General features: G+C 32.9%; 23 protein-coding genes. 8 read left to right on the top strand and 15 right to left on the bottom strand.

Features of this window, described 5'->3' with window-relative positions; all coding sequences use genetic code 11:
- Positions 1-135: 135 nt before the first annotated feature.
- The gene (locus AB0A59_RS06890) at positions 136-1,701 is read right to left on the bottom strand and encodes a glucose/sorbosone family PQQ-dependent dehydrogenase (protein ID WP_458747337.1); all 1,566 of its coding nucleotides are present in this window, start codon (positions 1,699-1,701) and stop codon (positions 136-138) included.
- A 731-nt stretch (positions 1,702-2,432) separates the two neighbouring features.
- Here AB0A59_RS06890 and AB0A59_RS06885 point away from each other — a divergent pair.
- Complete coding sequence (locus tag AB0A59_RS06885) at positions 2,433-3,476, top strand: adenylate/guanylate cyclase domain-containing protein (RefSeq protein WP_458747336.1); 1,044 nt, start codon at positions 2,433-2,435, stop codon at positions 3,474-3,476.
- Between the two features lie 128 nt (positions 3,477-3,604).
- Positions 3,605-4,246: an endonuclease V gene (locus tag AB0A59_RS06880; protein WP_458747335.1), complete on the top strand. Its 642-nt coding sequence runs from the start codon at positions 3,605-3,607 to the stop codon at positions 4,244-4,246.
- Between the two features lie 467 nt (positions 4,247-4,713).
- On the opposite strand, the gene AB0A59_RS06875 is transcribed toward AB0A59_RS06880, so the two are convergent.
- The 5 genes from AB0A59_RS06875 to AB0A59_RS06855 form a co-directional block, all read right to left on the bottom strand.
- A complete protein-coding gene (locus AB0A59_RS06875; protein WP_458747576.1) occupies positions 4,714-5,145 on the bottom strand; it encodes a cysteine hydrolase family protein in 432 nt (143 codons plus the stop codon).
- A gap of 61 nt (positions 5,146-5,206) precedes the next feature.
- On the bottom strand, positions 5,207-5,491 hold the full coding sequence (locus AB0A59_RS06870) for an isochorismatase family protein (RefSeq protein WP_458747334.1): 285 nt from the start codon (positions 5,489-5,491) through the stop codon (positions 5,207-5,209).
- A 307-nt stretch (positions 5,492-5,798) separates the two neighbouring features.
- Positions 5,799-6,575 carry a copper resistance CopC family protein gene (locus tag AB0A59_RS06865; protein ID WP_458747333.1) on the bottom strand — a complete coding sequence of 259 codons (777 nt, stop codon included), beginning with the start codon at positions 6,573-6,575 and terminating at the stop codon, positions 5,799-5,801.
- A gap of 995 nt (positions 6,576-7,570) precedes the next feature.
- Entirely contained in the window at positions 7,571-8,356 is a 786-nt protein-coding gene (locus AB0A59_RS06860; protein ID WP_458747332.1) for a hypothetical protein, read from the bottom strand.
- A 477-nt stretch (positions 8,357-8,833) separates the two neighbouring features.
- A complete protein-coding gene (locus tag AB0A59_RS06855) occupies positions 8,834-9,469 on the bottom strand; it encodes a universal stress protein (RefSeq protein ID WP_458747331.1) in 636 nt (211 codons plus the stop codon).
- Positions 9,470-10,068: 599 nt separating this feature from the next.
- Between AB0A59_RS06855 and AB0A59_RS06850 the strand changes: the two genes are divergently transcribed.
- Positions 10,069-10,254, top strand: coding sequence for a hypothetical protein (locus AB0A59_RS06850; RefSeq protein WP_458747330.1), 186 nt, complete (start codon positions 10,069-10,071; stop codon positions 10,252-10,254).
- A 31-nt stretch (positions 10,255-10,285) separates the two neighbouring features.
- Entirely contained in the window at positions 10,286-10,708 is a 423-nt protein-coding gene (locus AB0A59_RS06845) for an FxLYD domain-containing protein (protein ID WP_458747329.1), read from the top strand.
- 818 nt (positions 10,709-11,526) lie between these two features.
- Here the strand turns inward: AB0A59_RS06845 and AB0A59_RS06840 are convergent.
- The 3 genes from AB0A59_RS06840 to AB0A59_RS06830 form a co-directional block, all read right to left on the bottom strand.
- The gene (locus AB0A59_RS06840) at positions 11,527-12,087 is read right to left on the bottom strand and encodes an SLC13 family permease (RefSeq protein WP_458747575.1); all 561 of its coding nucleotides are present in this window, start codon (positions 12,085-12,087) and stop codon (positions 11,527-11,529) included.
- Positions 12,068-13,060 carry an SLC13 family permease gene (locus AB0A59_RS06835; RefSeq protein ID WP_458747328.1) on the bottom strand — a complete coding sequence of 331 codons (993 nt, stop codon included), beginning with the start codon at positions 13,058-13,060 and terminating at the stop codon, positions 12,068-12,070. Before AB0A59_RS06835 ends, AB0A59_RS06840 begins: the two co-directional genes overlap by 20 nt.
- Before the next feature lie 631 nt (positions 13,061-13,691).
- The gene (locus AB0A59_RS06830) at positions 13,692-14,810 is read right to left on the bottom strand and encodes a mechanosensitive ion channel family protein (RefSeq protein WP_458747327.1); all 1,119 of its coding nucleotides are present in this window, start codon (positions 14,808-14,810) and stop codon (positions 13,692-13,694) included.
- 759 nt (positions 14,811-15,569) lie between these two features.
- Between AB0A59_RS06830 and AB0A59_RS06825 the strand changes: the two genes are divergently transcribed.
- Positions 15,570-15,884 (top strand): potassium transporter TrkG, encoded by a 315-nt coding sequence (locus tag AB0A59_RS06825; protein ID WP_458747574.1) that lies wholly within the window; start codon positions 15,570-15,572, stop codon positions 15,882-15,884.
- A gap of 196 nt (positions 15,885-16,080) precedes the next feature.
- Here the strand turns inward: AB0A59_RS06825 and AB0A59_RS06820 are convergent, their stop codons facing one another.
- From AB0A59_RS06820 to AB0A59_RS06810, 3 genes are all read right to left on the bottom strand, one after another.
- The gene (locus AB0A59_RS06820) at positions 16,081-16,188 is read right to left on the bottom strand and encodes a hypothetical protein (protein WP_458747326.1); all 108 of its coding nucleotides are present in this window, start codon (positions 16,186-16,188) and stop codon (positions 16,081-16,083) included.
- 5 nt (positions 16,189-16,193) lie between these two features.
- A complete protein-coding gene (locus AB0A59_RS06815; RefSeq protein WP_458747325.1) occupies positions 16,194-16,538 on the bottom strand; it encodes a universal stress protein in 345 nt (114 codons plus the stop codon).
- A gap of 467 nt (positions 16,539-17,005) precedes the next feature.
- Positions 17,006-18,448 carry an ArsB/NhaD family transporter gene (locus tag AB0A59_RS06810; RefSeq protein WP_458747324.1) on the bottom strand — a complete coding sequence of 481 codons (1,443 nt, stop codon included), beginning with the start codon at positions 18,446-18,448 and terminating at the stop codon, positions 17,006-17,008.
- 210 nt (positions 18,449-18,658) lie between these two features.
- Here AB0A59_RS06810 and AB0A59_RS06805 point away from each other — a divergent pair, with 210 nt between their 5' ends.
- Together AB0A59_RS06805 and AB0A59_RS06800 are read left to right on the top strand one after the other, a co-directional pair.
- Positions 18,659-19,111: a hypothetical protein gene (locus AB0A59_RS06805; RefSeq protein ID WP_458747323.1), complete on the top strand. Its 453-nt coding sequence runs from the start codon at positions 18,659-18,661 to the stop codon at positions 19,109-19,111.
- Between the two features lie 102 nt (positions 19,112-19,213).
- Entirely contained in the window at positions 19,214-20,446 is a 1,233-nt protein-coding gene (locus AB0A59_RS06800; RefSeq protein WP_458747322.1) for a cation:proton antiporter, read from the top strand.
- A 53-nt stretch (positions 20,447-20,499) separates the two neighbouring features.
- Here the strand turns inward: AB0A59_RS06800 and AB0A59_RS06795 are convergent, their stop codons facing one another.
- Complete coding sequence (locus AB0A59_RS06795) at positions 20,500-20,943, bottom strand: ATP cone domain-containing protein (RefSeq protein ID WP_458747321.1); 444 nt, start codon at positions 20,941-20,943, stop codon at positions 20,500-20,502.
- Between the two features lie 445 nt (positions 20,944-21,388).
- On the opposite strand from AB0A59_RS06795, the gene AB0A59_RS06790 reads away from it, so the two are divergent.
- On the top strand, positions 21,389-21,895 hold the full coding sequence (locus tag AB0A59_RS06790) for a 4Fe-4S dicluster domain-containing protein (protein WP_458747320.1): 507 nt from the start codon (positions 21,389-21,391) through the stop codon (positions 21,893-21,895).
- 333 nt (positions 21,896-22,228) lie between these two features.
- On the opposite strand, the gene AB0A59_RS06785 is transcribed toward AB0A59_RS06790, so the two are convergent.
- Both AB0A59_RS06785 and AB0A59_RS06780 read right to left on the bottom strand, forming a co-directional pair.
- Positions 22,229-22,807, bottom strand: a complete 579-nt coding sequence (locus tag AB0A59_RS06785) for a transmembrane-type terpene cyclase (protein WP_458747319.1) — start codon at positions 22,805-22,807, stop codon at positions 22,229-22,231.
- 279 nt (positions 22,808-23,086) lie between these two features.
- Positions 23,087-23,722 carry a hypothetical protein gene (locus tag AB0A59_RS06780; RefSeq protein ID WP_458747318.1) on the bottom strand — a complete coding sequence of 212 codons (636 nt, stop codon included), beginning with the start codon at positions 23,720-23,722 and terminating at the stop codon, positions 23,087-23,089.
- Positions 23,723-24,028: the final 306 nt, after the last annotated feature.

The following is a 24,028-nucleotide window of genomic DNA, read 5'->3' as shown; positions in this document are numbered from 1 at the left end:
TGTGATGGCTTTTTCTATGGTATTAGACCTAATCTTTTATTAGTATTATTAGACAGGTATCTAAAACTTGCAAAAAAAATAAAATAAGTATTCAGAAAAAAGAAGGTAGTTACTGCAGTTGTAATTGTATATGCGCTATTGCATGCCTGTCATATTATTGCTGTTTTCTACGTATTTGAATTCAAGCAGAGAGCCTGGATTCCAAAGTTCAGTAGTTGCTCCTCCTCCTATGGCCTGTACAGGTCCAGTCGAGTCAGTTATTACATATAGTGTACTTCCATCAGGACTAATTGCCAAGTCCCTATAACGATTTTCAGACTGGAACATTTCAACTGCTTCTTGTGCTAGGCTTGTTCTATTATCGCCAAGGATCAATTGATAAATTTTACCGCCCTTCAAAGTAGGCATAAGCAAGGTTCCGTTCCATCCAGGAATTGTATCCGAGGCATACAGACGTAAACTAGATGGTGCTATGGTAGGATTACAGATGTAAGCTAATTGACCACAGTTATGATCAGTAAAATTATAATCACTTGCAACTGTAAAAAATGTAGCTACTGGAGGAACAAAGTTCTGAAGATCAGATTCGCTCTCATTGGTAGCTGACACTCCTGCTTCTATTCCAGCAGTTACATTTCTTGGATTAAGTTGTTGGCACTGATCGCCAGTAGATGACCAATTAACGAATCTATAAGCTTGATCATCTTTATAGCCTGCAATATAAGGCCATCCATAGTTTCCTCCCGCTTGCAATCGGTTGACCTCATCATCTGAATTTGGACCATGTTCTGAAGCATAAAGATAACCATCTGGACCCACGGTCAAACCTTGGTGGTTGCGATGTCCATAAGTAAAGATATGGCTTTGGATGCCATCTATAACAGGATTGTCTTCAGGTATGGATCCATCTGTATTCATTCTTAAGACTTTTCCTTGGTAGGCTGTCCAATTTTGATTATTTACTTCTGCTGCAGTTGGAAGAGTCTGAGCTTCAATATCCAGACAGTACAGCGATAGTTGGTTTTTGCCCTGGTCTCCTATTGTGTAGTACAACTTACCATCAGGACCAAAAGCCAGACGTCCGGAGTTATGATCTACGCTTCCCACTAGTCCACTTATAATATCAACAGATTCGCTAATTGTACCTGTGGTATTATCGTAAGTAAATCTGGTTATCTTTGTAAGGCGTTCAAGTTCATCACCAGTTGAATTATTAGCATCATAAGTGTACGCTACATAAAGATGGCCAGTACTGCTAAAGTTAGGGTCAAGCACCATCCCCATCAGTCCGTCTTGACCTTGGGATTGGTGAACACCAGGGACAGTTATATTATTTAATATGGTACCATTTAGGGGATCAACCAAAGTAATTGACTTTGCAGCACGCTCTGTAATCCACAGAATATTATCTGGACCATAAATGATGTTGTGAGGCTCACTAAAGTTGGAGGCAAGTAATCTCACCTCAAAACCTTCCTGACTTGGTAAGCGTAAGTTAGCATAGTCTTGTTGTTGAGTTATATCTTGAGAATCAATAGAATCATTTGCATCAAATGGTGCAGTAGCAGGATCTTCTTGTGCATAAACAGAGTTTATAGAAGAGGAGGAGGTCGAATAATTATTAAGCGTCGTTGGCATCATAGTTAGTAGTAATAGACCAAAAGTGACTGCTAGTATATTGGATGACTTTATTATTGTCACGCTGTACCATAATGATAAAAGTATTAATAATACGATATTATCTATCAGGAATAGCCTCATTTGCTGTCTTGATTTTATTAATTTATGATACATTGAGCAGCAATCAGCATAATTAATAATTAATTACCTCCTGGGTATGGTTACCAAATCATTACTTGAGATTTTTAGTAATATTTCTAATTATTCAAATAGTCGCTATCTGTTAGTCTATTACGAGTTTCATCTTTTACTTTCAAAGTAATTGAGATAGTTGGGTGCAAAAAATATTTCATAACGGCCTTGTTCAGATAGTCATCAAGCTCCTTTGAATAAGTTCGGACAATGAATAATTTGAATTTACTTTGTCGTTTGGTAGATGTAATACTATCCTAATCAGACTTTTAAACAAATGATCAAGAAACCTAGCGACTTATGAGTTGGTACTTCAAGTTCACTTAGAATTTTAGATTCTTATTATATCTAACATTAAACCCACCTGTTACAACCATAGCAGTACGTTTTAATTTTAAATATAAATAGAGTCAGCATTCAAAAGCCAAGTCATACGCATTGTTATTTTTCTAATGATTGAAGAATTTTAATTTTCGAAACATTAATGAGTATATAGGTCTCATTTACCAAACGTCTAATAATAAATAAATATCATAAAAGATCTAAATAATTTCAATTGAATATTTATGAATTATTCACAAATCCATTCGAACTAATTATACAGAGGTACTAATCTGGATATGCATCTATACAAGAGTATTATAACTTTACATGAATCAGGAATTCCTATCGAAAATATTGCATTCCAATTGGATTTAGATATAAAGGAAGTTATCGATGCTATAGAGAAGATGCAAGTCATTGACAAAGAAAAAGAAGATTTGGTTCTTCAAGCATCCAAAGTACCTAAATTAGGCATGCTACTAATAGATCCTGTTTTTAATATCAGTTCTGCAATCAAAGATGCTCAAAAAAGAATGTGGTATCAATTGAAAGTAAAATCAGACTTCAATGTATCCCAAGAAAATACACAAAGACTTTTAGAAAAATTTATCGGAACATCTGTGCCTCTTGTAGTATTACATGTCGATCTTGTAGGCTCTACAAATCTTTCAATGAATCTACCCCTTAAACGACTAGTACCAATAATACAGGCATTTACACAAGAAATGTCGCTGATAATAGAGGCTTATGGGGGATATGTCTTTAAGTATGTCGGCGATGCAATACTATCTTTCTTTTTTACGGAAAAAGATGACTTATATCTTCCTTGTACTAATGCAGTTGGCTGTGCATATGCGATGGTAACTATTATTCAACAAGGCATGAATACTATTTTAGAATTAAATGGTTATCCTGAGTTGGGTATAAGAATAGGTATCGACGTAGGAGAAAACGCAATTGTCCAATATGGTTTAAGACCAGAGAGCATAACTAGCTCAGAAAAGGCGGTGGCTTATAACGGTGTAACTAAAAGTAATGATGATGATTCAAAAAGTCCCATCAAGGGAGAAAATATAGTTCCTATTCTAAGGAAGCCACACTTAGATATTTTAGGTTATACGATAAATATTGTCACAAAAATGACAAATTATGCTAAACCAAATCAAATAATTATAGGAGAGGCAGTATATAAAAATCTCGATACTCAAATTAGGAAAAAATTTAGAAACATGGACATTGAAAATATAGAATGGAATTATATTAATAATTCTACTGGAAATACTTATGAATTATATATCAACAATTATGTTGAAAATCATTACTTTGGACATTTGAATTGAAATATCCGATCTACCAAATGTTAAATAAAAGTACAGTTCTCATATACCTGATGGATTCGAAGCACTCTGAATTCTTATGAAGAAATTGCTACCTCAGAGTTATCATATATGATACAAATACATAAAAATTGAACAAAAGTAACAAAACTTCCTACGCTGAAGTAATAAAATTACAAAAGACATTTGCAAAAAAAGTCATAACAAGTAATGATTTCGATAGCAAAGTTAAATCTATTTGTGGTGTAGACGTATCTTATAGAAAAAAAACTGCATGCTGTTCGGCAGTAATAATCAGTAAAGAAACTTTTGAAATTATAGAAACTGTCAGTAGCAAAAGTGAGATAAAAAATCCGTATATTCCGGGTTTATTTATTCTAAGGGAATCTGCCCCTATACTTAAAACATTGAGATTGATAACAAGACCATTCCAACTTTTGCTAGTGGATGGTCATGGGGTATTTCATCCTAGAAGATGTGGATTAGCATGTCATATTGGCATATCTACAAACCTACCTACTATTGGTGTCGCAAAAAGTTTGTTATGCGGCAATGTTCGAGCAGATAACTTTGTAAGTCATAAAGGTGAAATTCTTGGATATGCATTAAAGTCCAATGAAATCTCGAAGAAAGTGGCATATATCAGTGTTGGACATAGAATCAGTTTATCGACATCGATAGAAGTAGTTAAATCAATAACAAAAACAAATCAATATCTTCCAGAACCTCTTATAGTTGCTGACAAACTATCAAAAGAACAAGATTGCAAATAATCCCAATCCTTCCAAACGTTGAGATAAATCTATTAAAATATTCTCTAATTATTAAAAAAACAAAGTATTATGTAAAATTGTTTATCGGATTCCGTAATAATATATATATAATTAAAAAAGTAAGCAAACTTGGGACTCGTAATCTATCTATTACTAAACTAAACTGGTCCATTAATCACATTGATTCACATAATCCTTGATTGTATAAGGAATGAGGTTAAAAGTATATTTTTGCATGCTAAGTTAATCACAACCGTCAAAAACATAATATCAAAGTAACCAATCAAACCAACAGACAAGTAATTAAAGACTTTTACGAATATTTGAGGAACATAGATACTTCTGTAAATTATCAAAATGGGCTACTCAAGGTCTTTGTAACCCACATAACTCATTTGCCTCGACCTCGGATCGTCGACTTTAGCTGCTTAACTTTATATAAATAAATGATTTTAAACTTTCAAGGTTCAAGTTGAAGATAGAGCAAAGGTTCTAGGATCAAGTAAATTAAATTCCTCAAGAAATGCGTTTAATGTTGTATCAGAAATGTTGCTCAAATCAACTTCATGTTTTCTTACTTTATCCAAATCATTCATGGCCTTCTTAAACCGTTCTATACTCATTACTAATCCATAGTAATCTGATACTCTTTCTAAGGTGGTCTTGTAATGCTCCTTATTTCCTGACGCTGTAGCGTCAGATATCAATGTGACATCATATCCTAAGTTGAATCCGTCTCTTAGTGATGTCTCTACACAAATTGACGTATCGATTCCTGCAAATATCAGCAGATTAACGCCTTCACTCTGAAGCCAAACCCGGAGTTCTGTATCTTGAAAAGCAGAATCTCTTCGTTTTATAACAGTATGATCTTCGTCTTGAGGCTTTAACTCGTCAATCGTAACCCCATCCCATGTACCTCTTATGCAAATCGGAAACTTGAGTCGTTCTTGTCTTGACTTAGGTAAAAAGTTGTGTACTCTTCGTCAAAAGATCGATACCGCTATCCTCTCTGACCGCTTCGGTGTAAAAAATAGGAATTTCTTTGCTCCTACAGAATTGAATTAACTCTTTGATATTTGGTATTATTTCTCTATAATTGGATGTGTTCATTCCTAATTTATCATAGGATCCGCCTTTGCTTACAAAACCATTCTGCATATCTACTACTATCAAAGCGGGTACAATTTTGCGTCCGGAAGGAAAAGTGACGGGAAACATTTTTACAATCTTTGTTAATTTCAAAAATATAAAAGCATAATCTTTTTTTATTTTTATTTTTATTTTTCAAAAACTATCATACTATGTCCTTAATTGAGATGAATCCTAGAAAAAACATACTAATGGCTGAAACATGTCTTATAATATAGATTCGATTTTAATAGATTAAAGAATATGATGATACTAGACTCAACTAATCAATCTGTAAAATAAATTCTTATATTAATGCTACAAATAATCTGCCGGCTCTCTATTTTATTAACTTGGTCTAATGTATTTGAATCCTTAGACTATACTCCCAATCTTTTTTTTAGAAATATAATGTGGTATACTACTCGCCTATTCCAAAATTGAATTGTTGATTGATGTCATATTCACCTATCCTCTGAACAGTAATTTTTACTTCCCAGTTTCCGCTCTGACCTAAATAGGCACGGGTAGATGAATAATTTCCTACATTTGTCTTATTCATAGTATCGATTATTGGACCCAAATTCTTATCTGGATTATTAAATTCTAGAAAAACATTCCTAATATTTTCAACAGCTGTACCATTCAAATAATTTGTAGTAATGATAAAGGTGTTATGACCTGTCTTGAATGGTACAATATCAAATTTTAATACCACATTGTCATCTGTTGTAATGATTCTAGAAGAAATGGAAGTAACATTGTTTGTCTGTAGTAGCTGTGGTTGTTGCTGTTTTTTGTCATCATTAGTTTGATTCTGACTAGCAGCAGTAGTATTATCCTCGGCTACCGAAAAGACATACGTTCCTTTGGTAATATGACTATCACTCTTTGATAACACTAACCAGTCGGCGGTATAAATTCCATGGAGAACTTTTGATATATCGAGACTGATTGAAACTGATTTGTCTAATTCAGAAACATCCAAGTCATTATTATCTATTCTTTCATTATTAGAATTTATGACTTTAAGACTACTGGCCCTTGGTTCAGGATCTTCTGTAAATGTAATGCTCACTCTATCTGGTAAAGCCTCAGCTGAATCAACTATGTCATTTGGTTTTGGCACATAATTAATAGGACTTGCATGACCATAGACTGTTAAAATTGATGATGAACTAATTCCCGAAAGAAACAACTTTGTAAAAGTGATTTAGAGCCAAATAAGTCCCAAATTTGTAAACTTAGCTGGTTTATTGGGTCTATGTTAATTTCTCTAAACACATTAAATCAATCAATTAAACTAACAGAATTTACTTTAGGGAACTGATAGCGTCCTGAAGTCCATTGGACCAGTAATGACTTTAGTATTGTATGAAGAAACGAATTAATTGATTTCTTAAAATAAAACTTAATTAATTAACAGTTTCATATACCTTATGAATTCGAAGCCGACTGAATTAATATTCCGTTGTATGTTCCCATTTAATTCTTATAGAGAACTTCTGTAACGGCGATTTTCCAGATTCGTTTAGAAAATCAAATTTCCGATCTATCTGCGAATCATTACTCAAAGACAATTTATTCAAATTGCAATAAGGTTTCAATAAAGGTCTTGTTTCTTATGATGATGAACTTGGCATCTCTATTTCATAGAATGCCTCAGACCTTCTCATGTTTTTGTTTTACTACTGCAGGTAAACTTATGACATGATTGTAGCCTTATTACACCTTATTTGGATTATCACAGATTGTTGATCAGTGCGTCGTCCAGATAAGGTAGTATAATTTAGACAACATACTATTTAATCCCTGATCTTGTTAACTTTTGCTGAAAATAATTTAGCATTAAGATCTAAGATTCGAACAAAGTTAAAAAAACAATCCGAAAATATTACTAAAGGCAATATACAGGAGATTTTATGCATCATTATTTGTTTTAAGGGCAAGAACAAATTTTAGTACAAGAATGTTATGATCAAGTCTGAAGTATTTGATAAATTTTCTCTACATTGGTTATGAAAGCAGATGAAAATATTAATCGGTGTTTTCTTCCAAGGTCTGATAATCTAGGCTTAAATTTATTTGACATATTTTGTAACTCACTAGCAATTATTTTAGATAATTCACTCTGGGTCACAAAAAAAAATCGAATGTATTCAGTTCCATCTACCGAATAAAATTATAACAGAACTAGCCTATATTGGTGGAATTAAAAGTACCCGTACCGTTTGAGTAAACTGTCGCAATGGTTCTTGTTTCTGAAAATATTACACCTCCTATTTCCAAATTTTCAATTGGTGTTGGGTCATTAATATAAGTCCTCGAACCGTCAGCATTATCGGTCACATTGGTTGGGTTTGAGAATACTCTTAGTTGTAATGGAAGTGAAGTGGTAATGTTGTCCATTTTAATGCTAGCCCGCAATGATAATAGCATGTCTGAAATTGTAATTTCATCGCTTGGGTCATTCATATATTCATAGTTTAAAGTTGTATTATCAACTAAAATAATTGGCTTTTCGCTAATCGCATAATCTGTCTCCAGTCCCAGAGGTTTGGAGGAGAAATTGGCTATCACCGTTATGTTTTCAGTTCCGGATAATTGAGTCTCATTGGTTGTCATGACCATGGTGTTATTCGTATTTGTTAGATTTTCAGTGATATTCTGTTGATCAGCCAGAGGTGGTGCAGATCCTAACAAATCCAAGATGGAATCAGGGAGATCCAGATTTATTGAGCCGGAATCAGGGGTTAAAGTATCCGTTGTGTTTGCCGCAGAATTAACTAATGAATTCGAATTCAATGAAGCGGAATTGTTATCTGAATTTTCCGATATTTGCATCGATGAATTGTCAAGGTTTGAACTGTCTATAGAAGAATACGAATAGTAAGGAGCCTGAAACGAGATAACCAGAACAAATGTAAAACACAAAACTAAAATTTTATAAAAGTAATGTGGCAAGATTGAAGATCTCATAAAATTTGTTTATTATCGGTTGATATAAATAAGTTTTTAAAGCAATCATCTTCTTCACATAATGGATCAGGTTCTCAAATTTTAATCTTAATAATGAATAATATTCGATAAATTTAGATAGTTAATTTGAGGTCGAAAAGATTATACCGATAAACCTGATCCAATCAGAGAAAGTGCCTGTATGTGGTGCATGGTCTGTGTGATAGTATGTCCCTCTAATTCGATCAAAGCCGATGAGCTAATTTTCAAATCCATATTGACGAAGCGCAGAAATATACTAAGGCTCACTTGACTATTATAAAGACTAAAAGAATATTCCAAATTTCGAGCAAAAGGTATTTGTCAATTAACGCAAGTACCGATAACTTGTTGGATTTGTAGTTGTCATTTTCCACCCAGATCAGGATGTGGATAAGCTAGTGAAAGATTCAAATACATTTTTCTCTTCTTAAATTTGTAATTTTGAGTATCAGATCATTAATGTAACAACAAAACTGGAAGATCCACATTACTGATTATCTTTCTTGTTTCGCTGAATAACGATTTTATCCAGGAATCCATATGAGAAGATGATATAATAAGCAGGTCATATTTTGATTCTATTGTTTCCTTTGTTATTTCATCCACTACGAATCCTGATCGTATCTTAAAGGATACTTTATTTTTAAAACCAGTGCTTTCAATTTCCTTGATCTTGTCTTCCATGGACTGGACAATTTCTCCCTCTATATGGATTGAGTAATTTTGATCTTTAATTTCTGATTCATTAGTTAAATTAGAGAGGGTTGATTTTGCTTTGGCGTCCTCCTTCTTCCTATTTGAAACATCTATGGATGAGTTCTCTAATTTGTCTATATTTCCCAAAACTTGAAGAATTACAATTTCAGCTCTTGAAATATTGGATAGATAGATTGCATATTTTATAGCCCTATCGGATTTCTCACTGTCATCATAAGTGACCAATATCTTGTTAAATGGAAAAATACCTGTTTCAGATCCTAAGTCAATATTCCTGCTGACTGGCATGATTTTTCTTTGTAGTCCTTTATCTATCTCTTCTGAATTTATTATATTAGGTCTATTTGTAGTAGTTATTTCATTATTTGTAACCATAATCTCGTCTGACTAACATGATATTTATACGGCAGTAGTAGTTAGAAGCTTTGTTATCTCTTCGAGGGTACCAAACGGGTTATTATTAAAACCCTGTAGTTATATTATTTTAAAATCGTGGCTTATTACTATAAGCATATAGGATTTGAAGCCGAAATATCCTCAATATACTCAGCTTTTTGAGATATCTTTCACACGGTAGTAACGATCATATAATCTGTTTCTCTATTTAATATTGACCGTCGACTGTCAAGCAATCCCTTTTTATGTGTACTAGTTATATTTGGTTGAGTAGAGTAGTTTATAAAACTATAATCAATGAATTAAAGATGGAAGCATAAATTAATATGTCCACTATTTCATGTTATTTTACCAATACAAGCTTCAATCTTAAATTCATGTTCCTCAAATATGCGGCTAATTTTAAATATTATGTCTTATATTCAATAAAACCAATCAGAAACAGAATAGTCCCTTTCATCATATAAATTGTGTAAGCATTTACGTTGGGGTTTAATGATAGAAAAAATATGCACTCCTAATTTATTAGCCTCAGAGATTTTGATTACATGCTTATGCGATATACTTGAGCTTTTGAAGTGATAGTAGAAACTAAATGGTATAACACAACGGGTAATAAAGGCTACAAAGAAGGTTTGTTTGATAGAAGAGGCTCATCATCAGTATTCCTTACTATTGACTACGACAAATTTATTCGTTCTAAGTTAAAAGAATGTACAGATTATCCTGATAAACGTCAGTTCATAATATACCGAAGGGTATGAACCTTAATAACCTACGCTTGCTATCTAACATATGTCTCGGATGTACTCTAAAAGATCTGGAATTATCATTTTACTTACTACTTTATCATTTTCAACCCTCTTCCTTTCGATATCCTCTTCTTTAACTATGGGCCAAACCGGTGAAGTTGTAACTAATTCTCAATCTGATGTCATCGCGTTATCTTTATCAAATATGTCTTTAACAGATAGTGCAACAGGGTTAACTTCTGTAACTGGAACTGTAATTAACAACTCTACTGAAAATGTGATGAACTTAAAAGTTGATGTTACCTTGTATGATGCAGATAATATCACAATGAGAGAAACTAGTAGGTTCGTTACAGGTCCCTTTACAGTGTATGAGCCTGGTTCTGTAGAAAGATTTAGTTTCCTTATGAGCGTAGAGGACTTTGACCATTATGCTGCAAGGGCATATGCTGAACAGGTTCTTTGAAAACATATATCTACATAAGATGTAAATCTACAATTGTGAAAGCTACCAACCTAGATTATTGTCCTATTTGAGAAGTAATAAGGTATCAGGGCTATGGAATAGACGACCATATTCATGCTTTCGTATCTAACATTACATGAAAGTTGTTCTTACTGCTACAGTAACGTTATTGAAATAATAGAATAGAAGGTATATGGAATAGACGTCAATCATTACAGTAATTGTTACAATAAAACACTAATAAACACTCATCGCATGACTGTAACCGTATTACTATTTCCCTAGGATAAATACACGCTATGATATTTGAATGACATACATAGGTAGTTAAAATTGCATATTTACTCTTAATAAGTTTATCAACTAAGCATTAAATTGCTATAACTTTTATCTTCTATCATTTCTCTGATTGTGTTAACGTTTATTTCTATCTTCATTATTACAACTATTTATTTGCCAGGCTTTTTGACAACATACATTCTCAGTCTGCTGTCAATACACTATGTGTAATAAGAGTGTAATAAGAGGCGAATCTGAATCCCTCCTCCATTAACTGTATTGCGGTGGGATACAGCCCGTATGTGTGATTCTACCATCCATCATATTACGCATTTTTATGAAATTAGAGATATAGTTAGTAACAATACAGACTTTATTATATTACTGGAAGCAAATTAAATATTTTCCCATTTCTGAGTACAGAACCTTTCGCTAAAGATCGATATTAACCAGCGGATCACTTAACTTTTTTAAATATATTATTAAGCTGAGGAGTAGCAGAAGTTTTGTTCTCAAACAAAAGTATATGTACTTTATAGTCAAAATATCCATGGTACTAAAATAACTGTCATTACTGTAACACCTACAATCCCAATTAAATCGAGTGGTAGTCCTACTCTGGCCATTTTTCGAGTTGTTACAAATTCACTTGAAAACACTATAGCATTTGGCGGAGTGGCAACAGGCATTATGAATCCAATACTTGTAGCTACCGTTATAGGAACCATTAATAATAAAGGATCAATTGAAAGACTAGTTGCCAAAGATGCAGATATAGGTAACAATAATGCAGCTGTAGCTGTATTACTTATTATTTCTCCTGCAAAAACTGTGATTACAAGCATTATCAGTATTATTATTATATAAGGCATTCCACCTAGAAATAACAGGTTTTTTGCAATGTATTCATCTAGTCTAGTTTCAGTAAATCCATTTGCAAGAGCTAAACCTCCACCTATTAGCAATAAAATACCCCACGGTATGGTAACAGCGGTTTTCCAATTTAATAGTCTTCTGTTAAAAGTATTTCCTGGTCGAGTTTTATTTGAAGCAGGATTTTTCTTGTCATAATTTTCTTCTTTATATTTCTGTGTATCTATATGGGACGAGCTTTTTAGAAAACGAAGGGATGATAAAAAATAGCGTCGCGGAGATTAGTGCTATTGAGGCATCATCCACCATAGGGAATAGATTTTTCCATATTAAACCTCTCGTTATCCAAGCTATTGCAGTTCCGATAAATATGCATGCGACAATTTTTTCATCTGTACTCATTTTGCCAAGCTCAGACAAGTTTTTTAAAATTGTATTTTTTCCTTCAACTATTGGGGAGTTACTGATTTTTCCTATTTTTATTACGTATATCCATAATAGTCCTAAAATTATCAAACTTGTTGGAAACCCTATTAACATCCATTTTCCAAAACTCACTTCTATGCTCAATAGTGATTCAGACAATGAAGCAAATATCGCATTAGGAGGAGTGCCTATCAATGTGGCCATACCACCTATACTTGCAGAGTATGCCATTGAAAGCAACAAATAGGTTCCAAATTTATTATGTTTATCATTTTTATTCTTAAGTTGAGTAATTATGGCTAAAGCTATCGGCAACATTAACATAGTAGTAGCAGTATTACTTATCCAACCACTTAGAATTGCGGCTATAACCATAAACGCCCCTATTATATATCGCGGATTAGTGCCAAAAATTTTTAATACATTCATTGCAAAGCGTTTGTGAAGATTTACATTTTCTATGGCTTTTGCTAAGATAAATCCTCCTAGAAATAAAAATATAATACTATCTGCATAGGCGTTTGACATTTTCTCAAACGACATAACGTTAAAAATTGGAAATAGTATGAGAGGTAACAATGCAGTAACATAAATTGGGACAGCTTCAGTTATCCACCAGGTACTCATCCATAAGGTTAATGCCAACACAACTTTTGCCTCAAAAGTAAGACCTTCTATGGGAAGAAACATAAAAGTGATAAAGATTATAGGTCCTAGAATCAATCCCAATACAGAAATATGGCTACTTTTGTTATCGTCATTATTCCTTCTCATGTTTTTCCTATAAAAACAATACTCGAAAAGTAATAAAACTCTATATTTTCATTTTTTCCTGTATAAATTCAATTTTTAAGATAAATCATTATAATTTATTACCGTTACCTTTGCAATAAACATTTTGCAATATTGTTTTAAAGAGATGTTGTTTTCTTATTAAGCAGACTACATTTTAAAAAAATACAAGTATTGAGCTGATTCAGAGCAATAAACGTGAATAATTGTTTGATGTTGTAATTTATATAATATACCATATGATAAATGGAACAAAAAACATATCAAATTATTATTCTTGTCAACAGAAGTACAATTCAGATATACAATCATGATTTATAATTATACACACTATTTGTTTTGAATTCCTTTATACTTTGCAAATCTTTTTGCTGGCCTTCCGGAATTATTTGCTTCACCATTTTAACAGGAAATTCTGAATTTGAGACATTAGGGTTTTCTATTCTGTTTCTCAGTATTCGCGTTACTGAAAGTATTTCTGCACCACGTTTGTAAATAATATTTTTGTATTCCTTTTTTTAGTTTCTATTTCGTCACTTGAAATATAATCATTCAATGAATCATACTTTAAATTTTTATTCTGTAACATTTTGTTTTCTTCTTCCTTTTCAACCTAACGAAGGTTGTTTAAGTTATTGTCTGTGAATTTGTTGTCATGGTCTATATCAGTTTGTAAAGATATTTGTGCTTGTGGGACGGTTAAGTCCATACCATCCTTCTGGAATGAATCATATATTCGCTTTCTAATCTCAGAAGCAATTTTTAGAAACTCCCTTGGTTTATTTGTAAATGCTCTGAGATCATATACTGCACCGTAATCTCCAAACTTTACAAGTAAAACAAACGGATCTGTTACAAAATTATCTGCAGTGTTAAAAGATCTAGAATTCTTTGCTACCTCATTAGGAAAATTATCAGACGTTACTATTCCTTCAGTGTATTTAGCACAGTCTATCAATATTTTTTCGATTGACTTTCTGTTGTAATTATAAGTCAATGATACATTTACCGTAATCGAAAGGACATCCAGTCCGCTATAATTTACTATTTGTCTTTGTAATAGTGTTTGATTTGGAATGGCTACAAGCTCATTTCTTATCGTCTTAATTTTTGTGTATAGCAATGAAATTTCCACAACATCTCCTATGAGGCTTTCGTCCTCCGTAGTTCTTATCCTATCCCCCAATTTAAAAGGACGAGCTGACAAAAGTAATATGCCCGCAATAGCATTACTTATAGTATTTCTTGAAGAGAAACCAATAATTGTTCCAGCTGCTACACTAATTGCTCCTGCTGCCACACCGCTTAGTGAAGAAAAATGAAATATGATGAGGATAACCGTTATTACAATGAGAACCATTTTAGTAATTGAATTAATCCCTGATAATTGTCTTCTGTCAAGATTTAAAGAATCAGCGGACTTGTTTATGAAAAACCTAATGATAAAATAAGCAGCTACAGCAGCAGAGATGACTATAATGGAAAAAACAATACTATCAACATAACTACCCCACCCTGTAAGTGCATCTACGGTTTGAGAAGGTGACGGTGAGGGTGAGGAAGAGGATATCGATTCCGTTGTTTCGTCTCCAGCCGACCCCGATGTGTGTTCAGTTCCATCACTACTAATTACTTCAGTATTACTGCCTCCATCACTCTCGATTCCAATATCAATTTCCTCCTGTGCCCAGGAAGTTGGGGCAATCGTATCAAGCTCAAAGAAAAATACCATCTAAAGATACTGGTACACGATACTTAAAAGATGTAATATATATCAAGTACAAGATCTATTTTTAATTGAACTGATCATGAGTATAAACAACAAAATAGTTTTTTAAAATTTGATATAAATAATGAGTCAAGAGTTTCAATGATTTTTTACTCGTTCCGGTATTTGGATTAAAAACTCTAGGTTCGTACGATACACACTTTTTAAAATCAATGTGAACTGATTATGTTTTATTTTAATTTAATTCTGTTCAAGTGATGTATCAAAGCGCATTCCTGTTTCTATTTTCTTATTTTTCTTTTCTGCGTTATTTACTAAATAGATACAATCTACTAAAGATTAAAAACCTACCGTGACCGCTTTATCTTTACTATTTTATTGTAACACAAATAAGATATATTGGATTGATGTTAATCAATCAAAGAATTACCATTAACCTAATTCCGCAAATAAGTTTTCAGTATCAAAGTAAACACTAAAGACTAATACATTTAGTATAATAATAAGCAATAAAATAAAATTCATAAATCTCATCATGATTAAACATCTTTTACTATGATAATTAAATTTTTCATTAAATCGTAATTTAGGGGTCATTCCAAACTAGTCATGTCCACTATTTCATTTTGTTTTCTTATTAATTGATTGAAACAGTGTTTTATTAGATAAACTACGGGACAAGGATATTAGTGGTGGATCCATATCTGCCAAAGCATCACCTTATGACAAAAGGTACCTCACAATGGAGTCAAAGCCACAAAAATTAAAGAAGAAGAAAAAATATTTGATGAAGCAGTATTTGTCATAGTTTTATTTATCGGCATATCTGTTATTACTGGAATAATTATTTCTAATGTGGATAAGGAAAATTTCTTGGATTCACTTTTTGATTCTGTTTCTGCATTGACTACAACGGGATTATCTTCAGGCATAACTTCCTTAGAGATGGATCCCATATCAAAGTTAGTTCTTATCATTAATATGATAGTAGGTAGATTTGAAACAATTACAACAATTTATCTATTTATAAAAATATCGAAGAAAAAACAACAATTACAATCACACCGCACTAAATAAAACCCTAAGACAAAATTACAGTATAATTTATTGATGAAAGAAATCAAAATAAATTAAATACAAAATGACCACTCGTTTTATATAAGAATATCAAAATATTTACTCCATTATCTTTGTATCCTCAACTCTAATCAATAGATAATCTATTTTTAAATCTACAATGCATACTAATGAATTTAATAAATAGATGAACTCTTTAATGAATTATAAGTACAGGACAGTCTGCCAATTCCGAAACCTTTCGAGTAACACTTCCTAATGCTTTTATTATTGAAATACCCTTTAGTCTGTTACTGCTGCCCATAACAATCATGTCAACTTTCTTAGCATGAGCGTATTCCAATAATTTTCAGCGATATCCCCGGTTAAGCATTTGCTGTCAGATTGAATGCTTTGTTCACTTAACTTCTTAATTTTTTCTTGTGCTCGTTTATACCATGTATTTTCCATTGACGGCTTTAAATTCATTAATTTTGCTTTTTCAATAAGATCTCTATTGTTTTTGAATATCTTGGTGTCTGGGTCTTCGATATGCTCCATAACATGTAAGAATGTGATACAAGTACCACATGGTCCAGCTATTTCACATGCTATTTCAAGAGACTTATCCGAAACTTCTGTGCCATCATAGGTTACTATGATATTTTCTATCATTATTGCACTTTAGACTTCAGCTACATGATCTAATAAAGATCTAATAACTGAATATGTTAATCATGATCCGTAACTAATTTCATTCCGAAGTCAATTTAAGCCATCAACTGTTTATTTCCTTGAATTTATATTCTAGTATTAACCATTGCTTGGTTTGATAATATTAAAAAATTTGTTTTATGAAAGCATTATTCTTAGAGATATTATCTTCAACCTATCACTTTTCTTCTTATGAATCCAAAGAGCCTGAGTATATTAGTTTTAACATACCCATACGGACTAAAATAATTATTAGATTATTCAAATAAGTACACGTTCCATGACACTCCTAGTTAATAATACAATTAATTATTTGCTCCTTACCTTGGATGTTTAGTTTATTGTTAAACATAATTAGAATTTGAAATAATTTATTGTGTAGATATTCACATCCATATTGAAAATAAAGAATTAAAATAATTCTCGCCCTAATGTATTAACAAAAGAAATCCATAGAGAACTACGGTCCCGATTGCTAAAGTTATGAGCATGAAGGGAAAACCAATTCGTATCCATCTTGTAAATGATATTTGATGTCCAAACTTTTCACTTAGTCCTGCAGCCACTACACCTGCACTTGAACCGATCAGTGTCCCGTTACCACCCAAATCAGCACCCAAGGCTAAAGCCCACCATAAGGGACTAAATTGATATCCACTATCAACGCCAAATGAAGCTGCGATTGTAGGGTCTACATTTAGTGAATGAACCAAAGGTATCATTGTAGTTGTAAATGGTATGTTATCTACAAAGGCACTTGCAATACCTGCCAACCAAATAACCATAACAAAGGTAAGCCATGGATCTCCACCTGTTATATCAATTGATAATTTTGCAAGTATTGTTATCAGCCCAGCATGTTCAGCAACTCCTACGATAACAAATAAACCTACAAAGAATAATAGAGTAGCCCAATCGACTTCATGCAAGATTTTTTCTAAAGAGACTCTGCTTATAATAAGCAATACTGCAGCTCCTCCAATTGCAATGATGGATACTTCTAAATGAGTAATAGTTTGCAAGGAAAATAAAATAATAACTCCCACTAATACAATTAAGGATTTTATCAGTAATCCCTTATGGTGAATCAATATCGCATTTTCATCTCTGTGCATCAGCTCTTGAATATCTTCTTTTTGTTCTAGATTCTGCTCACTCTGTAGTTCTTTTTTGAAAAACAATTTGATTAATAGCAGAGAAAATCCAAAAACTACTGCGACTGTCGGTCCCATGTATATCAAAAAAGAGTTAAAATCTATACTTGCGGCAGAACCAATTAAGATATTTGGAGGATCACCGATTAATGTGGCAGCTCCTCCAATATTTGAAACTAGGACCTGAGCCATTATGAATGGAATAGGATGAATTCCTAGTGTTCGAGTAATTGAAAGTGTAACTGGAACCATGAGCAATATAGTAGTAACATTATCGACAAACATTGATGCAACAGATGTAAAAGTGCATAGTAGCAACATCAATATCCAAACATTACCTTTGCTAATCTTGCCAAGTTTTATTCCAACTTGGTGAAATACACCCGTTTCTCCCAAGATTGCCACCATTATCATCATTCCAAGTAATAGACCAATAGTGTTAAAGTCAACAGACTCTATTACAAAATGTAGACTATCTTCAGCTACCATAGAGCCTAGCACGATAGCCAATATGATAGATAAAATAGCTCCAAACATTGCAATAACCGTTCTATGAATAATATCTAGTCCAAGCAAAACATAGATTGCAATCATGATTACTGTGATGCCAGCTAAAATAGGAGTAACACTTTTTTCAAACACTAAGGGCGGGATTGTAAAAAGAAAGACTATGTAAATCGCAATTAATAATATACCGATAGAATATTTTTTATGCATCCTTGGCGTCTATTTGAAGAAGTTAAAAGTGATTCTTAAGTATAGAGGTAGTAGTTTTGACTGATTCCTACATTATTAGCATAATAACAAATGTTGAAAAAGAGTTGACTTTAAGCAACTGGTTTCTAAGATGCTGATCTGGAAGAGTTAAAACGTAATTCAATCAATCATATTAAAATGATATATTTCTCTATGTGAAATAGAGATAGTGTGAAAGACGGCCCAGATGACAAAAATAGAGGTATTAAGTATGATAAAATAAGACACCTGGTAGAAGTAGACGATGATATTTTAGCTGTTTTTTCAATAAATTCAATGAATTCGCCTGATATGAAGGAATTGTATATAGCCAAAAATGCTAGCATAGATAAAAAATATGTCGATTCTTTAGTCCATATCTTAGGTTCAAATCAAATAATCGATGTAGAAAAATCACAAGTCTCTGCTATAGGACAAGAAGAACAGATACAAAAAGACGATAACCTCTTAGGTAAGTTAAAATGGATTGTCATGGAGTATGAAAAGATACGAATATTAAAAATATTTGAAGAGGACAAAACAATATTTGTTTTAATAAACAGCAATACTCAGTTAGAACATACTGTTGATAACATCCTGGGTTATTATTATGATTTAGATGAGATCCCTAAAAGTCTGTTTTGAATTACACATATAGAAGTATAATAAAACTCGTTTAACCGTATAATTAGTTGCATGGTTATACTATTATATTAAATTCAATTTCAAGAATAGACAGTATAGATTATGGCTGCTGAATCAGTTTTTATTCATATTATAATATCTCTTTCTATTCTATTATTTAGTGCTAAAATATTTGCAGAGTTATTTCAAAGGATAAAACAACCCGTAGTATTAGGAGAATTATTAGCCGGTATTATCGTTGGTCCTTATGCTTTGGGTGGCTTACCATTATTTGACGGTCAACCACTAGTCGTTCTTGATGAAACTGTCAAGCATATAGGGGAACTCGCAGCTATTGTTATCCTCTTTATCGCAGGATTGGAAATTACACCAAGAGAGTTTCTTAGGGGAGGCGCCGCATCGTTTACCATTGGTGCTTTGGGAGTCATTGTACCCTTTACAGTAGGTTTTTTGGTTCTTTCCATGTATGGACTTGATTCTTTTGAAATACTACTTATTGCTACAGCATTAACAGCAACAAGTATAGCAATCTCAATTCAAGTCCTTACCGAACTCGGAAAGATGCAATCTAAGGAAGCTAGGCTTATCCTGGGTGCGGCTATAGTAGACGATATTCTTGCCATTGCAATATTATCGGTAGTTGTTACAATGGTGCAATCAGGGGATACTTCGCCCCAAATACTGGACGTAGCACTACTGATACTAAAAATTCTAGGACTATTTGCTGTGCTATTGATTGGCGCTATTTTTCTGATTCCAAGGATATTACATAGAGAGAAATTATGGAGGTCAAGAGGCAGTATTGAAGGAATCACAACTGCAATTTTCTTTGGTATTGCGGGTGTCGCAGCCTATGTCGGTCTTTCTCCTATTGTGGGCGCATTTGCTGCAGGAATGGCTGTTGCTAGTACGAAGCTAATAAAGCAACTTGAAGAATATGCTCACAAATTGCAGTTTATTTTTGCACCATTATTTTTTGCAATAATAGGTGCTCAAGTGGATTTGAGAGGTGTTAATATGGATGTATTAATTATTGCAGGGATAATCATAGCAATAGCGGTTTCTACAAAGTTATTAGGATGTGGATTACCATCTATGTTATTTCTCAAAAAAGATAAAACAAAATCAATGAGAGTTGGAATAGGAATGGTATCAAGAGGTGAAGTAGGACTTATAGTCGCTGGTGTAGGAGTAACATCTGGAGTGCTTTCTACAGATATTTATACTTCTATAATCATCATGGTAGCGGTTACAACAATTATTACACCAATCTGGTTAAAGAAATCCTATAAAAAGGAATTATCATCCACTGGTAAACAAGCGAATGTCACATAAACAGGTAAGCAAGCAAAAGAAGGGTTTTTCTTGTAGGAAGGAATAATTAATCCTTATTGAAGTCCTGTTTTTGTTCCTCTTCCAGAAGTGTTATCCTTGTCTTTTGTAAACTGTTTTGATTGAGTATTTGTTGTTTGTGAAACTTTTGAATCGTATTTATTATTTTTAAGTTGTTCTTCCTTAATCGAGGTTACATCATTTTTACTATAGCCTGAATATGATTCAGCTATTGTACCTTGATTTCTTTGCTTTAGTTCCTCTGTAACATATTCTCTAATTTTACTAGAGTAAATGAAATTATCAATGGGAGGGTTTTCCGCCAATTTATTCATAAGAGATTTAGAAATATCTTTAGCAATCAAAAATGGTGTACCAGCTCTACTAATCCCTCTTACAAGTTTTTCCTCATCGAACTTTTCAGAATTTCCGCTCCGTTTTTCCACAGTTAACTTGGATAAGGGCGACGATTGTTCGTCTGTAGTATTAACGTTCATCATATAGTATTGTCTTGTTTATATTTAAGAATAATTCATTTTGTCATTTGTCGAGACAAATGAATCCCCTTATCAGGACGTATCTCGGGATTATCGGTAGAAAATGTTAAATTTTGTTAACCTTCTTTCCATTAATATTTGATATATACGTATCTAGTAATTTTCTATTCGGTGTTCTCTAGATGCAGATCTCATCTAATTAAACTGCTTATGGTCGTTCTCAGATCTGGTGCTCCCTATATTCTCATTCTCATCATCTTTAGCACCATTTTTCAAATATTAAGAAATTTTGGTGGTGCCTTTTGTCATTGTATTCTTTTATTATTTTATTATCTGACGATTTTTTCCACTCCTGTCAACCAAAATATCGGACGTTAATTTGACAAACCTTATCTGGTATGTGCTTATATGGGTTAACTCTTATCAACTTTGTTAACAACATAAAGATATGACAATAGATCCAGAGTTTCCAAAAAATCACAAAGTAGTAGGAAAACATTCAACTTCAGATGGGGATTATACTCATTTGGTTTGGGGACCAGGAAGAGCAGATGCAGAATCCTCTACCAATAAGGAAGTTCAAGATGCATACAAAACAAGAGGAGAAGAATACGTCCCCTTGGGCATCCATGGAACATTTGTAGCGGTAGACTGGGATTCATGTATTTCTGACGGAGCATGTATCGAGGCTTGTCCTGTTCAAGTCTATCAATGGTACAGGTCAGAACAGGATGTTCCAGCAATAGAAATGGTAAATGCGGTAAGTGAAGGAACAGGAGATGACCAAAATAGAGAGGGCAGAAAAGATTATACTGACAAACCAGATCCCATTAGAGAAAAAGCGTGTATTTGGTGTATGGCCTGTGTGACAGTATGTCCCACTACTTCCATTAAGGTCGATGAAGCTAATTTACCGATTCACGAAGAACAAGTACAGGCATTTGTAGATAGGTAGTATTACAAATTAGTATCAAAAACAAGTCAATTCTTTTCGAATCATGACTTTGGCAAATGTATTTCGCTAGATATAATTCTAATAGGATGGTTAATGAAGAGATATGCAAAGTAGATAGTCAGAGAAGCAGTATATAACGTATAAAATATTGCTCAACAAATGAAGCATATATCATTGATTTCATTTGTCTATTCAATCCTGCAAATAGGGCATGTAATATATCTATTACTAAACCCACCGGGCCCGTTTGATATATGTTCATCTTCAGGCCGATAGTCATGCAGCAAATAGCGATTTATTGTCCTTCTTATATTGCTTCACAATCAAGACAGTCTAGAATAGGTCAAATAAGAAAATGGAAACGTACAAAAACGGTAACACAAATGAACTTTGGGAAACAGGTTCAAACAGATAAAAATGAATACTTGTTAAGGCTGTCCCTAACATTTTAAATACAGCTATAAAAATAGATTGTCCCCTCAGCGTATTTCCTCGTTTAAAGAACATGACTACAAATAGCATAGACATTAGTAAGTTTTGTCCAAAGGCAGCATATACGCCATCATCATCACCAAGAAAGGTGCCCCCTAACAATATTATACTAAAAGCAGAAGATAAAGCGACTAGGAAAACAGCATATAGCTTTAATGATTGAATGTTAGGAAACTCATTCTTATAGTATTTGAAGAACTGAAAAACTATTACTACATCTAATACAAACCAGAGATAATTGATATACAGTTGAGGAGGAGAATGTGGTAAGACGAATGAATAAATGAACTCCCATGATATATTAGCACATAAGGCAAAGAGTGGCATACCATAGGTTTTATCTTTATAACCTTTTGAAATTATAAAAATATAAGTAAGGATCCAAAATATTCCACCCGCTAATAGGATTACTGTTTGCATTAGTTTGTGTAGCTAGGTAATAATACCCAAATTTATAAAATTTATCGTACGAATTTCGATATAATAACCATCCTCAGAAACATGAACGGATTTAGACAGATTTAATTAACTTCAATACGAGAATTAGATTTCCATATGGTAAGTGCTATTTGCTATCTGAAGACAGGTAAATAACATAACATTAGTAATTACATGGTCGAACGAATCTAATATTTATGCTAAATATGGTTAAAACCTTTCACTATGAAATTATCAAAAGTCTTGTTATTATCTCACTTATTAGCATAAATTACAATAATCACAATAACTATTCTTTATATTTATAAGCATGGGCTGCAATTGAATAAACTTCAGAGATCGAGTAAAATAAGAGCTTTCATCTTCTGTTGTTCTACTCCTATCGCCTAGTTTGAATGGACGAGCAGACAATAACAAAATACCTGCTATAGCATTACTGATTGTGTTTCTTGATGAAAAACCGATAATAGTTCCTGCAGCTACACTAATTGCTCCTGCTGCTACACCGCTTAAAGAAGAAAAACGGAATATTAATATGATTATCGTTATCACGATAAGGGTCATTTTTGTTATGGAATTCACTCCGGCTAATTGCCTTCTATCAAGGTTTAATGAATCCGCATATCTATTAATGAAGAATCTCATAATAAAATAAGTTGCTACAGCAACGGATACGACTATGATAGAGAAAATAATGCTATCCACATAGCTACCTAATCCTGTAATAGTATCTATACATGAAGATGAAGATGAAGATGAAGATGAAGATGAGGACGAAATTGATTCGGAAGTATCTTCGCTGACAGAAGGTTCAGATCCTTCGCTATTATGCATATCAGTATTACCTTCGCTTTCAATTCCTATATCGATTTCTTCTTGTACATAGGCAATTCTCATAATTTTATCAAAAAGAATAGCATCTAAAGAAAATTAATCATGATACTTAAAGGATCTAATATAAAGCAGGCTCAGAACAGAGAACTAATGTTGTCGTGTAGTAGTTATGCTACTCTTACTAATTAGCCATTATAAGTATGATAATAATTTAGTTAGATTTGTCTTAGTTTGAAATTTGGACTCGTATTATATCTCTTACTAAACCCACCGGTCGTCAAAATCGATAATGCCATTTAAGTTTGACTTTACTAGAGAATGTTAGATATTATTCCGTTAGTATTTGAGATGCGATAATATAAGTTTCTC

The organism is Candidatus Nitrosocosmicus sp. T, assembly GCF_054408485.1.
This window is presented reverse-complemented; position numbering and strand designations above follow the sequence as displayed.

Coding starts and splice junctions, on each gene's coding strand:
- AB0A59_RS06860 (WP_458747332.1), bottom strand. CDS start 8,356: ATGAGATCTTCAATCTTGCCACATTACTTTTATAAAATTTTAGTTTTG.
- AB0A59_RS06795 (WP_458747321.1), bottom strand. CDS start 20,943: ATGATGAACGTTAATACTACAGACGAACAATCGTCGCCCTTATCCAAG.
- AB0A59_RS06790 (WP_458747320.1), top strand. CDS start 21,389: ATGACAATAGATCCAGAGTTTCCAAAAAATCACAAAGTAGTAGGAAAA.
- AB0A59_RS06800 (WP_458747322.1), top strand. CDS start 19,214: ATGGCTGCTGAATCAGTTTTTATTCATATTATAATATCTCTTTCTATT.
- AB0A59_RS06810 (WP_458747324.1), bottom strand. CDS start 18,448: ATGCATAAAAAATATTCTATCGGTATATTATTAATTGCGATTTACATA.
- AB0A59_RS06835 (WP_458747328.1), bottom strand. CDS start 13,060: ATGAGAAGGAATAATGACGATAACAAAAGTAGCCATATTTCTGTATTG.
- AB0A59_RS06830 (WP_458747327.1), bottom strand. CDS start 14,810: ATGGTATTTTTCTTTGAGCTTGATACGATTGCCCCAACTTCCTGGGCA.
- AB0A59_RS06845 (WP_458747329.1), top strand. CDS start 10,286: ATGTCTCGGATGTACTCTAAAAGATCTGGAATTATCATTTTACTTACT.
- AB0A59_RS06815 (WP_458747325.1), bottom strand. CDS start 16,538: ATGATAGAAAATATCATAGTAACCTATGATGGCACAGAAGTTTCGGAT.
- AB0A59_RS06780 (WP_458747318.1), bottom strand. CDS start 23,722: ATGAGAATTGCCTATGTACAAGAAGAAATCGATATAGGAATTGAAAGC.
- AB0A59_RS06820 (WP_458747326.1), bottom strand. CDS start 16,188: ATGGGCAGCAGTAACAGACTAAAGGGTATTTCAATAATAAAAGCATTA.
- AB0A59_RS06855 (WP_458747331.1), bottom strand. CDS start 9,469: ATGGTTACAAATAATGAAATAACTACTACAAATAGACCTAATATAATA.
- AB0A59_RS06885 (WP_458747336.1), top strand. CDS start 2,433: ATGCATCTATACAAGAGTATTATAACTTTACATGAATCAGGAATTCCT.
- AB0A59_RS06785 (WP_458747319.1), bottom strand. CDS start 22,807: ATGCAAACAGTAATCCTATTAGCGGGTGGAATATTTTGGATCCTTACT.